The sequence below is a fragment of the Pelistega sp. MC2 genome (assembly GCF_900099475.1).
In the GTDB taxonomy this organism is placed as follows: Bacteria; Pseudomonadota; Gammaproteobacteria; order Burkholderiales; family Burkholderiaceae_B; genus Taylorella; species Taylorella indica.
Genome location: NZ_LT628274.1, coordinates 791910 through 805953, shown reverse-complemented (window position 1 = coordinate 805953; position 14044 = coordinate 791910). Strand labels below are relative to the sequence as shown.

General features: G+C 39.4%; 13 protein-coding genes, 1 rRNA gene and 1 pseudogene. 7 read left to right on the top strand and 8 right to left on the bottom strand.

What is annotated here, in order from left to right; genetic code table 11:
• Positions 1-172: pseudogene (locus BQ4443_RS05515) on the bottom strand (transposase); the annotation flags it as partial.
• A gap of 69 nt (positions 173-241) precedes the next feature.
• On the opposite strand from BQ4443_RS05515, the gene rrf reads away from it, so the two are divergent.
• Positions 242-354 (top strand): 5S ribosomal RNA (rrf, locus tag BQ4443_RS05510).
• A gap of 319 nt (positions 355-673) precedes the next feature.
• On the opposite strand, the gene BQ4443_RS12765 is transcribed toward rrf, so the two are convergent.
• Positions 674-892, bottom strand: coding sequence for a type 2 periplasmic-binding domain-containing protein (locus BQ4443_RS12765; RefSeq protein ID WP_071058272.1), 219 nt, complete (start codon positions 890-892; stop codon positions 674-676).
• A 589-nt stretch (positions 893-1481) separates the two neighbouring features.
• Positions 1482-1874, bottom strand: coding sequence for an IS66 family insertion sequence element accessory protein TnpB (gene tnpB / locus BQ4443_RS05495; RefSeq protein WP_023950278.1), 393 nt, complete (start codon positions 1872-1874; stop codon positions 1482-1484).
• A 325-nt stretch (positions 1875-2199) separates the two neighbouring features.
• Between tnpB and phbB the strand changes: the two genes are divergently transcribed.
• Entirely contained in the window at positions 2200-2940 is a 741-nt protein-coding gene (gene phbB, locus BQ4443_RS05490; protein WP_023949651.1) for an acetoacetyl-CoA reductase, read from the top strand.
• A 295-nt stretch (positions 2941-3235) separates the two neighbouring features.
• On the opposite strand, the gene BQ4443_RS05485 is transcribed toward phbB, so the two are convergent.
• A complete protein-coding gene (locus BQ4443_RS05485) occupies positions 3236-4438 on the bottom strand; it encodes a CaiB/BaiF CoA transferase family protein (RefSeq protein WP_071058270.1) in 1203 nt (400 codons plus the stop codon).
• 37 nt (positions 4439-4475) lie between these two features.
• On the bottom strand, positions 4476-5651 hold the full coding sequence (locus tag BQ4443_RS05480; protein ID WP_071058269.1) for an acyl-CoA dehydrogenase: 1176 nt from the start codon (positions 5649-5651) through the stop codon (positions 4476-4478).
• A gap of 103 nt (positions 5652-5754) precedes the next feature.
• On the opposite strand from BQ4443_RS05480, the gene BQ4443_RS05475 reads away from it, so the two are divergent.
• Positions 5755-6561 carry an IclR family transcriptional regulator gene (locus BQ4443_RS05475; protein ID WP_023949645.1) on the top strand — a complete coding sequence of 269 codons (807 nt, stop codon included), beginning with the start codon at positions 5755-5757 and terminating at the stop codon, positions 6559-6561.
• A complete protein-coding gene (locus BQ4443_RS05470) occupies positions 6554-6736 on the top strand; it encodes a hypothetical protein (protein ID WP_071058268.1) in 183 nt (60 codons plus the stop codon). Before BQ4443_RS05475 ends, BQ4443_RS05470 begins: the two co-directional genes overlap by 8 nt.
• Positions 6737-6858: 122 nt before the next feature.
• On the opposite strand, the gene BQ4443_RS05465 is transcribed toward BQ4443_RS05470, so the two are convergent.
• A complete protein-coding gene (locus BQ4443_RS05465; RefSeq protein ID WP_071058267.1) occupies positions 6859-7839 on the bottom strand; it encodes a TRAP transporter substrate-binding protein in 981 nt (326 codons plus the stop codon).
• 201 nt (positions 7840-8040) lie between these two features.
• On the opposite strand from BQ4443_RS05465, the gene BQ4443_RS05460 reads away from it, so the two are divergent.
• Genes BQ4443_RS05460 through BQ4443_RS05450 form a run of 3 tightly spaced genes read left to right on the top strand, consistent with a single transcriptional unit; the run spans position 8041 to position 11468 of the window.
• Entirely contained in the window at positions 8041-9474 is a 1434-nt protein-coding gene (locus BQ4443_RS05460; RefSeq protein WP_071058266.1) for an aldehyde dehydrogenase family protein, read from the top strand.
• Positions 9475-9497: 23 nt separating this feature from the next.
• A complete protein-coding gene (locus BQ4443_RS05455) occupies positions 9498-10574 on the top strand; it encodes a tartrate dehydrogenase (RefSeq protein ID WP_071058265.1) in 1077 nt (358 codons plus the stop codon).
• Between the two features lie 12 nt (positions 10575-10586).
• Positions 10587-11468: an NAD(P)-dependent oxidoreductase gene (locus BQ4443_RS05450; protein WP_071058264.1), complete on the top strand. Its 882-nt coding sequence runs from the start codon at positions 10587-10589 to the stop codon at positions 11466-11468.
• Between the two features lie 108 nt (positions 11469-11576).
• Here BQ4443_RS05450 and tcuB read toward each other — a convergent pair whose 3' ends face one another.
• Together tcuB and tcuA are read right to left on the bottom strand one after the other, a co-directional pair.
• The gene (gene tcuB / locus BQ4443_RS05445; protein ID WP_256330904.1) at positions 11577-12656 is read right to left on the bottom strand and encodes a tricarballylate utilization 4Fe-4S protein TcuB; all 1080 of its coding nucleotides are present in this window, start codon (positions 12654-12656) and stop codon (positions 11577-11579) included.
• Positions 12643-14037 (bottom strand): FAD-dependent tricarballylate dehydrogenase TcuA, encoded by a 1395-nt coding sequence (gene tcuA / locus BQ4443_RS05440; protein WP_071058262.1) that lies wholly within the window; start codon positions 14035-14037, stop codon positions 12643-12645. Before tcuA ends, tcuB begins: the two co-directional genes overlap by 14 nt.
• Positions 14038-14044 lie beyond the last annotated feature (7 nt).

Here is a 14044-nt window from a genome sequence, read left to right as displayed (position 1 = left end):
GCTTAGCCGATTGAATTAACGACATCACCGCAGCCGCACGTCGACCCGCTTTCTCTGAACCTACAAAGAGCCAATTCTTGCGACCAATCGCGAGTGGACGTATCAAATTCTCTACCGCATTATTATCCATCGGCAGTTGAGCGTCTTCCAAGAGGCGCGTCAAGGCAAGCCAATTGTTTNGCATTGAACCAACCTTGTGCTTCTTCCAAAGGGCTAACCAACAAGCCGTAACCGTTTTACGCTTGACGACCATAGCAAGGTGGTCCCACTCCTTCCCATCCCGAACAGGACAGTGAAACACCTTTGCGCCGATGATAGTGGGTGGACACCTGTGAAAGTAGGGCATCGTCAAGCTTCTTATTCGCTAAACCCTCTAGACCTCCCTCTAGAGGGTTTTTTACGTCTAGCGACCATAACAAACTAGCTCCCCCTCCACGGTTTAAACTCATCGCCATTAAAATAACCCCCTACAACCATCACCACCCCTTCAGACAATTCTCGCTCGCTATTCCTACCTGATATTATCCTTTGCTAACCTCATACGCAAGAGACTAATAGAGTGATCAAGGACTACTTTTAGATAGCGACTATTATTTTATCGAAAACCTAGGAAGAAAAAGTTACGTGAGGCTTAATTCCTTTTGCTCTCATCCCATCCAACTAGCTTGTTCGTTTAAGACTTAATTAGTCCCCTGTGCTGAGCTAAGAATTGATTTAAATAGTCAATCACTCTTGAGACCGCCTGTTTTGCAACGCCCATAGCCTGCTGAATCTCCATAAAATGTCCAGGTAATAATCGGACATCTTTGACACGTTGGGCATCTGCTAAAAGTTGTTGATGCACGCCGGCAGCGACTTCATAGGTAAGCGTCCGGTGAACACATGTATTCATTCCTGCTAAATTGCGCGACACTATGGTTTTGTGTATGTTAGGAGAAATCAATGCCGTCTTTAATGCGTATCGAGACCGCCCAACGAGTGGGAANGGCGTCATCTTCAAAAAGTTTCGCTTGTAGGTCAGGGAGCTGTTCGCTACGTTTAGCAAAGTTGATGCGTCTTAAGATCGCCAACTCCATCTTCACTTGTTCGTAAGCGCTCAGAACACGACGATAGGCCAGATCCTTTTCTTCCACCTGTGCTGCTTTTTTTACAATCAATGCGTCTTGTTGAGCAATTAAGGCTTGTTGTTGCAGCACGAGTTCGCGCAACTGCTCAGCAGTTAACTGGGATAAATCAGAGGAAAGAAAAGCAAAAGAATTCGGCATAAGACGTAGTATGCCTTATGCCGATAAAAGAAGCGATCCCGAGAATACCTAATTGACAAGATCGCCCCATTTAGTNCTCAGCAGTTAACTGGGATAAATCAGAGGAAAGAAAAGCAAAAGAATTCGGCATAAGACGTAGTATGCCTTATGCCGATAAAATAAGCGATCCCGAGAATACCTAATTGACAAGATCGCCCCACTTAGCTCACGATCAAACTAACAATAACGATAGATACCGGCTTCACCTAAACGATGCCAAGGCAGCCCCAAGGCTAAGGCCTGCAGTTGTTCTGCTGACAGTGCCGGATTCATCCGTGAGCCTGCACCGTGAAAGCGTCCTTCATGTAGTCGACGAACACATAGCCACGACCCCATCGCATCGTGCATGAGTAATTTAAGAAGCGTGTGCGTGCGATTCATAAACACATAGGCTTCGTGAGGTGCCACCTGACCAAAGCGCTGAATTGCCTTAGTGCGCAAGGTATCCATCCCCGCTCGTAAATCTGTCGCCTCACTCACCAGGATGATTCTATCTAGTGCCAGTAGGCTAGACGCTTGCTCTTGAATTCCCACTCGTTGGGCGGTCTCGATACGCATTAAAGACGGCATTGATTTCTCCTAACATACGCAAAACCATAGTGTCGCGCAATTTAGCAGGAATGAATACATGTGTTCACCGGACGCTTACATTGCTAACCTCATCAGCATAGACGCTAATAGAGCGATCAAGCACATCAAACCCCATAGCCTCTGCGAGTCAATAACAAACAACCCTGAAAAACACTCAACTTATTGAACTGCTCTTATTCCATAGGAGCTTTTTTCTGTTTATATGAATAACATGCTAGTAATGTCATTTGTCTTATTTTTATAATTGAATAAGAGTAGAATAGAAAGAGTTATAACCATAATGTTTCTTAAGAGGATAACGGAAATGACAACTCATACAGCATTAATTACAGGTGGTACAGGTGGATTAGGTACAGCTTTTGCTCGTGCACTTCATGATTCTGGATATACAGTACTAGTAACCCATTTACCACAAGAGAATCCACAAGCTTGGCTAGCTCAACAGGCAGCAGAGGGGTATACCTTTAAAGCCTATCCTGTAGATGTTAGTGATTTTGATTCTGCTCAAGCTTTGGCTCAAACAGTACAAGCTGATGGTTATGTCGTTGACGTTTTAGTAAATAATGCGGGCATTACACGTGATGCAAGCTTTAAGAAAATGACCAAACAGGCTTGGGATGAGGTTATGGGTGTTAACTTAGACAGTATGTTTAACATGACAAAAGCATTTATTGAAGGTATGTTGGCTAAAAAATGGGGGCGTATTATTAATATTGCTTCTATCAGTGGTATAGCGGGTAATTTTGGTCAAGCAAACTATGCATCGACTAAAGCAGGCATCACTGGATTCACAAAAACACTTGCACTAGAATTTGCAAGCAAAGGAATTACTGTTAATTCTATTTCTCCAGGATTTTTCCGCACAAATATGACAGCCGCTATTCCTGCAGATGTAATGAATAATGTACTGTTGCCTAAAATTCCAGTAGGACGTTTAGGTGAGCCAGAAGAATTAGCAGGTTTAGTTGCTTTCATGGCTAGTGAAAAAGCAGGATTTTTGACTGGTGCAAATGTGAATATGAATGGTGGTCAATATATGCTTTAGGTTTAAATTTATTAAGTTATTTAATATTTAAACTTTAAGTATTAATGACTCGCCACTAAAGTCTTATAGGGTTTAGTGGTGAGTTTTTCTTTTGTAGATCTTTTAATATATTTATCTGATTAGACTCAGAATTATTGTCATATTTACCAGATTTCTCTGTCATCTTATTAATAAAATTTTCCTAATATTTTGAAAACTTTTTGTTTGTAATTAGTATAGCTAGGTTATACGTAGCAAGAATAATTTAGATAGTCAATAAAACTTGTTTGCTTAGCAAAACTTAGACTGCATCTTATCAAACAACACCTTTCTTTTTGAGCTCTTGAAGTTGTTCAGTACTATAGTATCTAGAAAGTATTTCATCTGTATTTTCGCTAAGAGTAGGTGGTGGGTTGCGATATTGAACAGGTGTATCTGATAGTTTGATAGGATTTCCTAGCGTTTGGACAGGTCTTCCTAACTTGGCAAAGTCAATAATCATATTTCTTTGCAGTGTTTGCTCCATTTCTATAGCTTCTGCAATGGTGTTAATTGGGCCACAAGGTACACCAGCCTCTTCAAATAAAGTAAGCCATTCGTCTCGCGATTTAGTCACAAAAATTTCTGACATAAGCGGGATGAGAATTTCTCTATACTTGACTCGATTTGGATTACTTGAAAAGCGAGTGTCGGTATTCCATTCTGTTTGCATAACACGGCAGACAGAGGCAAATTGGGAGTCGTTACCGCATGCAAGAATAATGTGTTGATTTTGATTTGTCTCAAAAACTTGATAAGGGACAATGCTTGGGTGAGCATTGCCTAAGCGTGGTGGAACTTGATGATTGGCTAGATAGTTTTGTCCAATATTAGCTGTCATTGTGATAGCACTGTCAAAAAGTGAAACATCAACTAACTGCCCCTTTCCGGTAAATTGACGGGCGATTAGGGCGGCTTGAATGCCAATAACAAGCTGTAGACCCGTAAACAAATCTACAACAGCTACGCCAACTTTATGAGGTAGTCCCTCACTTGGTCCAGTAATGCTCATTAAACCACTCATACCTTGGATAATATAATCATATCCGGGACGATGAGACTCTGGACCTGTTTGACCAAATCCTGTAAGTGAAGCATAAATAAGTCGAGGATTAAGCTTCTTTAATGATTCATAATCTAAGCCATATTTTTTGAGACCACCAACTTTAAAGTTTTCAACCAGAATATCAGCATCAGCACAAAGCTGGCGAATAATATTTTGTCCTTCGGGGCAAGTAATATCTACTGTTACTGATTTTTTATTACGATTAACAGTTGCAAAATAGGCAGAAGTACCGTCAGGGAAAACAGGTGGATTCCATTGTCTTGTTTCGTCACCGACTATTGGGCGTTCCACTTTAATAACTTCTGCCCCTAAATCTGCCAGTATTTGGGTGCAGCTAGGACCTGCAAGTACGCGTGACAAATCTAGTACTTTAATCCTTTGTAAGGCTTGAGTTTTTTGTTCATTGATTGACATACTAAATCCTAGCTTTTTCTGGTGTTATATAAAGTTATTAAGCAAATGCTTGAATACCTGTTTGTGCCCGACCTAAAATGAGAGCATGAATATCGTGAGTCCCTTCGTAGGTGTTGACGGCCTCCAGATTCATGACGTGACGGATAACATGGAATTCATCAGAAATACCATTGCCACCATGCATATCTCTAGCTACACGTGCTATTTCTAGTGCTTTGCCACAACTATTTCGTTTAATTAATGAGACCATTTCTGGCGATGCACGATTCTCATCCATTAAACGCCCAACTCTTAAGGCAGCTTGAAGACCAAGACTAATTTCTGTTTGCATGTTAGCGAGTTTTAACTGTACAAGCTGAGTCGCTGCAAGAGGGCGGTTGAACTGTGTGCGATCTAATGTGTATTGACGGGCAGCATGCCAACAAAACTCAGCTGCTCCTAAAGCTCCCCAAGCAATACCAAAACGAGCTTTGTTTAAGCATCCAAAAGGTCCTTTAAGCCCTCGAATTTCAGGGAAAGCATTTTCCTCAGGAACGAATACATCATCCATTACGATTTCACCAGTAATAGAGGCACGTAAAGAGAATTTACCTTCAATTTTTGGAGTGCTTAGACCTTTCATGCCTCTTTCAAGAGTGAAGCCACGAATGATATTTTGATCATCTTTTGCCCAGACTACCATTACGTCAGCAATTGGGCTATTAGTAATCCACATTTTGCTACCATTGAGTAAGTAGCCACCATCAGTTTTACGAGCACGCGTTTGCATACTTGATGGGTCTGAACCTGCATTAGGCTCTGTCAGTCCAAAACAACCAACCATTTCCCCCTTGGCTAATTTAGGTAAGAATTTTTGTTTTTGCTCTTCTGTTCCATAAGCGTAAATTGGATACATGACAAGACTTGATTGAACACTCATTGCCGAACGATAACCTGAGTCTACACGCTCAACCGCACGGGCGATAAGGCCATATGAGACGTTTGACATACCAGCACATCCATATCCATGAATCGTGCAACCAAGTAAACCTAATTCCCCCATTTTTAACATAAGGTCTCGGTCAAAGTGTTCATTGCGATTGGCTTCTAATATGCCTGGCATTAATACGTCCTGACAGAAAGACTCAGCTGTTTCAAGAACCATACGCTCTTCATCCGATAATTGATCTATGAGTAAGAATGGGTCTTGCCAGTTAAAAGAAGGGCTTTGCATTTTATTCTCCTAAATAAGCTATTTTGTTTCGCTATGCGAAAAAATGTTTTATTATAAGCAATAATTTAACGTATCTTAATAGAGATGTAAAGGGAAACATAAAGTGTTCAACGAAATCTTATTGGCAATAGAAAAGGCTGAAAAAGAGAATAATCGTCAATTTGTTACTGCTTTGGCTAGGGGGCTTAGTGTTTTATATTTAACAAGTCTTTATCCTCATGGTATGAGTTATCACCAAATATGTGAGATGACAAAGCTTCCTAAGCCCACAGTGACTCGATTATTAAAAACATTGATGAATTTAAAGTTTTTAAAGCAAAATCAACAGACGGGTTTATATGTCGCTGATGTTAGATTACAAGAGCTTGTAATGGGACAAAAAAGTATAGATGTGACGGAACAAATTAAACCATTATTACTTAATTTTGCCACTACGCATAATGTATCGGTGAGTGTGGCCATTGCTCAATATGGAGAAATGTTATATTTGCAAAGTATACGATCACCTGCAAAAATAACTGTTCAATTACAGATTGGCTCTACTGTGCCATTACCAGATACAGCAATTGGGAGGGCTTATTATGCAAGTCTTAGTGAACATGATAAGAAAATTATTAATTCGGATCTAGTAAGATTATATCCAGATGATTATGGCAAGAAATTAGCTATTCTCCAGAAACAAGAGACGTTTATTAAAAAACATGGATATACGGTATCAGAACGAGAATTTTCCAAAGAAATTTTGGCGATAGCCGTAACAGTCAAGCATGCATTAGCACCGCATGGTATTTATGCTATAAACGTTAGTGTTCCTTCTGCTAATATGGATATGAATACATTGATTAGAAAGGTTGCAGAGCCTTTAAAAGAATTAGCCGCAACTATTCAGCAGTATATGGTTAGTGGTTAGTGGGTTTGTTGAAGGTAGTAACCATTCTGAGCGGCTAAGATTATTAAAAAATATAGCAATGATGGCTGGTGCTGTTGGAGATGAGATTCAAGTGGTGGCTAAAGTATTGGTTGAAAAGTCATTAGTACGGATTGATATTGCTCAAGAGGAATTAGCAAAATTAAGAAATAAATAACCTGAGCTTATGAAGGTCTCATTAGTAAAGCGGTTATAACATATATGAAAAAACTGCCCGCCATAATGTTGCTATATACTTATGGGGGCAGCTTGAAATAACGTTTTATTTAATGAGTTATTCTATTCAGTATTAGCAATGCTATCTATTAGTTCTTTGGAATATCGTTTGTAGTAGTCTGGATAGATGCCTTTCACGATTTTTGCAAAGGCTGCTCGATTAACATCTTCGGTGACATTCATTCCCGCTTCTTTTAGTGTTTTTACGCCTGATGCTTCTACCTTATTTACATATTTACGCATAGCAACTACAGCGACTTTTGTTGCTTCTTTTAGTTTCTCTTGGTTCTCTGGTGTTAAGTTGTTATAAAAAGAGGGAGAAAATAGGACTAAAGCAGGTGAATACACATGTCCAGTTAGTGAAAGGTATTTCTGTATCTGATTTAATTTCATTGAAACGATGACAGAAATTGGATTCTCTTGCCCATCTACGGTTCCTTGTTGTAGTGCTGGTGCTACTTCAGGCCATGCCATTGGGGTTGCTAGAATGCCCAGTGCTTTGAATGCTTGGATATGCACATCATTCTCAGTTGTACGAATTTTTAACCCTTTAGCATCCTCTGGTGTTTTGACAGCACGTTTGTTATTCGTTAAATGGCGAAACCCTTGTTCTCCCCAAGCGAGTGCAATGATATTTCGTTGTTCAAATTCTTTAAGTAAATCTTGTCCAATTTTCCCATCTAATACTTTACGTGCATGTTGTAGGTCTCTGAATAGGAATGGAATATCAAATACACCTACTTGTGGAACGAAATTTAATACAGCACCTGTTGAGATAATGGCGGCATCGATAGTACCTAGCTGAATCCCTTCGATAACTTCACGTTCACCACCAAGGGTACTATTTGCAAAGTGTTCAACCTTGAATTCTTTAGGCGCTATTTCGTCAAGTTTTTCTTCAAGGGCATGGGCTGCTACGCCATAATGAGAGTCCTTCGATAAGGCATAAGCTAATTTAAAGGAGTGTTCTGCTAATGCATTTGTAGTGCAAATACCAGTAAAAATACTTGCAATCAAAAATTTTTGTAATAAAGATTTTTTCATATTCTTTATCCTTAGGAGAAGGTTGTTTCTAAGAAAGAAATTTTCGTTTAACTACAATATCTTATCAGTAGCTTTGTTGAGTATAGGTTTTTCTGTAATCTACATCTATAGGGGCTCTTACTAATTTACGTAATGGCCAGACAAGCATTAAATAATGATTTAATTGCTATAACACCTAATAAATAATAGATGGAGATGTCGATGCCTAATATGGTTATCAATGGCAAAAGTGTTGCCTCACTTTCAGGGCAGACGTTGGGGGTAATTGCTCCAGCATCTGGCGAAGTCTTTACCACAATTCCTCGTGGTTCGAGTGATGATGTAGATATAGCTGTTAAAGCGGCAAGAGCTGCGTTGTCTGCTGATTGGGGGAAATTGACGGCTACAGAAAGAGGACGGTTATTAACTAAACTATCTAATAAAATTTTAGACTGTGCGGAAGAGTTGGCTCAATTGGAAGCAAAAGACACGGGTAAGGCAATCACCACTGCTCGTAATGATATACAGGTGTTGGCTAGATATTTTGAGTTTTATGCGGGTGGTGCAGACAAGTTGCATGGAGAAACCATTCCCTTTTTAAATGACTATGCTGTGCAAGTGATTAGGGAGCCATTAGGTGTAACGGCTCATATTCTTCCTTGGAACTACCCTGCGCAGACGTTTGGGCGTAGTGTTTCTATGGGTAATGCGGCAGTGGTGAAGCCAGCAGAGGATGCTTGTCTGTCTATTATTCGTGTGGCTGAGTTAGCATTAGAAGTAGGTTTTCCACCAGGGGCTCTCAATGTTGTAACAGGACTGGGGGAGGAAGTGGGTGCTAGTTTGGCTTCACATGCGGATATTAATTTTATTTCATTTACTGGCTCGGGAGAAGTAGGCGCTTTAATACAAGCCGCAGCGGCAAAAAATGCGGTTAAGTGTGTACTAGAATTAGGAGGTAAGTCTGCACATATTGTATTTAATGATGCTAACTTTAAGCATGCTGCAAAATTAATCGTAAAAGGTATTATTGCTAATACGGGACAAACATGTACAGCAGGTAGTCGTGTATTAATTCAAAAGGATGTTTTTGAAGAGTTTTTAACTATTCTCGCACAAGAGTTTACACAGACAAAAGCAGGTACACCAGAAATGGATTTAAGTTGTGGCCCTGTTGTGAATAAAGCTCAATTTGATCGTGTAAATCATTATGTCAACCTCGGTAAGCAAGAAGGATTACGAGTTATTGCAGAGGGATCTATTGATGCGAATGTTCCTAAAGAAGGCTTTTTCGTTTGTCCTATCTTGTTTGCTAGTGACACACATGATAGTCAGCTTTTACAAGATGAAATTTTTGGACCAGTCCTTGTGGCGGTGCCGTTTGATACGGAAGATGATGCTATTGCTTTGGCTAATGCGACTAAATATGGTTTGATGGGGGCTGTTTGGACAGAGAATGGCGGGAGACAAACACGAGTAGCTAAAGGAATGCAAGCAGGGCAGGTTTATATTAATGGCTTTGGTGCGGGAGGTGGTGTTGAGCTACCTTTCGGAGGGATGAAACGTAGTGGCCATGGGCGTGAAAAAGGTTTTGTTGCTTTAGAAGAGATGAGTACGACAAAAACCATAATTCAATATCATGGTAAATATGATAACTAGACTAATATAGATAGAAGGAAAATATTGTGAAAACATATAAAATTGCGGCTATGGCTGGTGACGGTATTGGAAAAGAGGTGTTACCAGAGGGTTTAAAAGTATTAGATGCGATTATTAAGAAATATCATTTACCTGTAGAGATTGAAAGCTTTTCGTGGCCAAGTTGTGATTATTTTCAAGAGCATGGCAAGATGATGCCGGATGATTGGTTTGCTATTTTAAAAGAATATGATGCGCTTTATTTTGGGGCAATTGGTTGGCCTGAGAGTGTCCCTGATCATGTCTCATTGTGGGGATCATTGTTAAGGTTTAGACGAGAGTTTGATCAGTATGTTAATTTAAGACCCGTACGTCTTTTTAAAGGCGTACCATGTCCTTTAGCGAATAAACAAGCAGGCGATATTGATTTCTTAGTAGTACGTGAGAATACTGAAGGTGAGTACTCATCCGTTGGTGGCAAAATTTATGAAGGAACAGAGCATGAAATCGTCATGCAAGAGTCAATTTTTAGTCGTCGAGGTGTTGATCGTATCTTGCGTTATGCGTTTGATTTGGCTCAAAAAAGAGAAAGAAAGTATCTATCTTCTGCAACCAAATCTAATGGTATCTCTATCAGTATGCCGTATTGGGATGAGCGATTGGCTGATGTAGCGAAAGACTATCCTGATGTTAAATGGGATAAACATCATATTGATATTTTAGCTGCTCGTTTCGTATTGCAACCAGAACGTTTTGATGTAGTAGTAGCGTCTAATTTATTTGGTGATATTTTGTCTGATTTAGGGCCCGCATGTACAGGTACTATTGGTATTGCTTCTTCTGCTAATATTAATCCAACACGTGATTTCCCTTCATTATTTGAACCAGTTCATGGATCAGCCCCCGATATTTATGGCAAAAATATTGCTAATCCTATCGCGATGATTTGGTCAGGGGCGATGATGCTGCAATTTTTGGACAAGCATGAAAATTTCCAAAAAGCTCATGATGATATTATGCGAGCTATTGAAACAGTATTAGAGCATGGTCCACATACGCCAGATATGAAAGGATGTGCCACCACACAAATGATAGGCGATGCTGTTGTTAAACACTTATAGAGGCGGGAAATAATGAGCGAACAACAATCTATCGGTATTATTGGTGTTGGTTTAATGGGCCATGGGATTGCAAGTAATATTGTTAAGCATGGCCATTCGTTAACTATTTTAAATCATAGTGGTAATCAACCTGTTGATATATTACTCAGTCAAGGGGCTAAGTTAGTTGATTCGGTAGCTGAATTAGCTAAATCTACACAAGTGATTATTCTTTGTGTAACAGGCTCACCTCAGGTTGAAAGTATTTTTTATCAGGAAGATGGCTTATTAGCAAACCTACGAGAGGGGAGTATAGTTATTGATTGCTCGACAGCGATTCCAACATCAACAGTTAAGTTGGCAAAGGCGGTACAAGCGAAAAAGGCATTTTTCATTGATGCGCCAATGACTAGAACGCCTAAGGAAGCCGCAGAAGGACGCTTAAATCTTATTGTAGGGGGTGATGAAGAAATTTTCCTACGTGTTAAACCTCTATTAAATTGTTTTGCTGAAAATATTGTTTACGCAGGAAAAGTAGGTACAGGGCATCGCTTAAAATTAATTCATAATTTCGTCTCATTAGGGTTTACCGCTGTATTATCTGAAGCTGTGGCAGCAGCTAGAAAAGCAGACATTGATGCTAATGTGCTGATTGATATTTTAGACGCAGGCGGAGGGCAAGGGGTCGTGTTAAACCGTATGAAACCTTATATCCAATCTAATGATGATTCAAGTTTTCGGTTTGCTTTATCTAATGCTTATAAGGATTTGTCATATTATACGGAGATGACTACTGATAATCATGACTATCAAGTAGTGGCTGAGGCGATCAAACAGACGTTTGCATCATGTTTAGCTGAAAAACCAGCAGCTACATTACCTGAAATAGTCTCTTTATTAGCACAGAAAGGGTAGGTGGTTGTTTAGAGATATTTCCTTTAACAAAATAAATTACCTCCCTTAAGCGTTTAACTTTAGGGAGGTAGTCTCCAAAGAAAGTTTTATTGCTAACCTTATTCGTTATTAGTGTTCTTGACTTTCTTTAGCGTATTTTAAAAGGGCTCCCAATCGATAAAAACCGTGTACAAATTTACCAAATGGCATTGTAATAAAAAGAGATAAAATAACGCTCAAGTGAATTACCAATAAGCTAGCTAATGCATTGGTTTCTCTAAAGATCATTAACAATAAACCAGTAACAGCGGCTAAGAAAAGATGAATAATAAATGCATAATCCATCCCCATTTGTCGAATATCTTTTGTATTTGTATCACTTTTTAGTTTTAGTACAAATAGACCCATTGTTCCAATAGCTAGTGAAATTCCTCCTGTGATGCCACTTAGTTTAGGTAAGCTAAACACTGGGTAAGGGGCAGGGAGGTTAAATACATAATGCATTACTGTTCCTGCAGCAGTTGCCAAGAAGCATAGCATAAACCCATAAAAGGTGAAGTGGTGGAATCTTCTTCTCCAAGGGGATATATTGTCGTCTGGGTATGTACAGCCAGATTTTACGTTGCCGTGTAAATGCTTTAGTGTTAATGCTTCACTTAATGCCTGTTTGAGATATTTGGGCTTAAATAGCGAATGGAATGATTCACCAATATCTTTTAGAAAGTGATTAAATCCTAAAAATAAACAAATTATTACCCAGATAAAACTTAGTCCAAATACGGTGACAAGGAAGTTGTGAGGGAAGATATGATAGAAATTTCCATTGAGTTCTTGAGTATCTAAATTACTGACACCAAAGAACAATGCAATTAAGGCTAATAGGAATACCAGAGAAGCAATTAAACCATTTTTATAAAAAATGCGACTTAAAGGTGCTGGCCACGCATATTCAAGATACGTATCACCTCTTACTTTTGCAAGTTGTTGAGGAATATTAACTTGAAACTCGTGAGGTGGTGCAAATTGACACGCATAAAAGCATTCACTACAGTTGTGACATAAATTGGCTAAGTAATGAATATCACCTGTATTAAATTCTAGACGTTTTTCCATTGCAGGAAATACTGGGCAGAACCCTTCACAATAACGGCATGAATTACAGATACCAATAGATTTTTTTGCCTCGTCAACTATCTTAATTACTTTCATTTTTTGCGGCCTCCTCACCAGCGATACGACCAAAAACTGTTCCAATTGCCATGCCAAAACCAGCAACATATCCCTGACTTAAAATGTTACCTGCCATAATCTCGCCTGCCGCAAAAATATTAGTAGCTTGCGTGTTATTGTCCATAAAGATTCTAGCTTTCTTATCAACTTTCACCCCCATATATGTGAAAGTAATCCCAGTTGCTAATGGGTAGGCATAAAAGGGACCTTGGTTAATTTTTAGTGCCCAGTGTGTTTTATTAGGGGATAGTCCAACCGTTTGACAGTTGTCTAGCTCATTATGATTAAAATTACCCGGTTGGACAGCATCATTGTATTCATTAATAGTTGTTAGCGATTGCTCGACAGGCAAGCCAACTTTTTCAATTAATTCTTCGATTGTATTTGCACTGATAGATGGAAATACCGAAGGCATAAATTTTCCAATCGCTTTTGAATCAATAATACAGTAGGCTACTTGATCTGGTTGTTGGGCGACAAGTCTTCCCCAGATTGCATATCTTTTGGGCCAGAAATCCTCACCTTCATCGTAAAATCTAAGACCATTTTTGTTAAGTACAATGCCTAAAGAAACACAATCAACTCGAGTAACAATTCCTCCGTCATATAATGGAGAGCGTGCATCAATAGCAACAGCATGCCCTTGAGTAGGGTCTCCTATAATCTGTGCTTTATTTCGAATAAGTTCTTTAAGAAGCTTACCTTGGTTATATCTTGTTCCTCTAATAAGGAAGTTTCTTGCAGCGCTGCCCCATGCTTCTTCTAGCCATTCACGATTTGATTCAAACCCCCCAGATGCAATCACATATGATTTTGCCTTAAGCTCATATTCTTTTTTCGTATTATCTATGACGGTAATAGATTGACACGTATTCTGATCCATATTTAAGGCAATGACTTCTGTTTCATATCTGATTTCGATACCTAATTTTTCAGCAGATTTGTAGTAGGCATTGACAAGAGCCTTTCCTCCACCTAAGAAGAAGGCATTCGTTCGACCTAAATGTAGTGTTCCTCCTAAAGACGGTTGAAAGCGTACACCATACTTTTTCATCCATGTCGTACAGGTCGCTGTTGAACGAATCACAAAACGAGCCATATCTTCATTGGTTTGACCTTTTGTTACTCGGTAGACATCTTGGAAAAATTCATCTTCTGGATAACTATCAGTTAAAACATCGGTAGGAGCATCATGCATGCAGCGTAGATTACGAGTATGAGCACTATTGCCACCGCGCCATACTTTAGGTGCACTTTCTAATAATAAGACTTTCTTTGCCCCATTTTCTCTCGCGGATATAGCGGAGCATAGTGCAGCATTGCCTCCCCCTATTACTATTACATCATATATTTCATCCATAAATCAC

Excerpts from the sequence above, each read along its gene's own strand:
- BQ4443_RS12765 (WP_071058272.1), bottom strand. The coding sequence starts at position 892 with ATGAATACATGTGTTCACCGGACGCTTACCTATGAAGTCGCTGCCGGC.
- tnpB (WP_023950278.1), bottom strand. The coding sequence starts at position 1,874 with ATGCCGTCTTTAATGCGTATCGAGACCGCCCAACGAGTGGGAATTCAA.
- phbB (WP_023949651.1), top strand. The coding sequence starts at position 2,200 with ATGACAACTCATACAGCATTAATTACAGGTGGTACAGGTGGATTAGGT.
- BQ4443_RS05485 (WP_071058270.1), bottom strand. The coding sequence starts at position 4,438 with ATGTCAATCAATGAACAAAAAACTCAAGCCTTACAAAGGATTAAAGTA.
- BQ4443_RS05480 (WP_071058269.1), bottom strand. The coding sequence starts at position 5,651 with ATGCAAAGCCCTTCTTTTAACTGGCAAGACCCATTCTTACTCATAGAT.
- BQ4443_RS05465 (WP_071058267.1), bottom strand. The coding sequence starts at position 7,839 with ATGAAAAAATCTTTATTACAAAAATTTTTGATTGCAAGTATTTTTACT.
- BQ4443_RS05460 (WP_071058266.1), top strand. The coding sequence starts at position 8,041 with ATGCCTAATATGGTTATCAATGGCAAAAGTGTTGCCTCACTTTCAGGG.
- BQ4443_RS05450 (WP_071058264.1), top strand. The coding sequence starts at position 10,587 with ATGAGCGAACAACAATCTATCGGTATTATTGGTGTTGGTTTAATGGGC.
- tcuB (WP_256330904.1), bottom strand. The coding sequence starts at position 12,656 with ATGAAAGTAATTAAGATAGTTGACGAGGCAAAAAAATCTATTGGTATC.
- tcuA (WP_071058262.1), bottom strand. The coding sequence starts at position 14,037 with ATGGATGAAATATATGATGTAATAGTAATAGGGGGAGGCAATGCTGCA.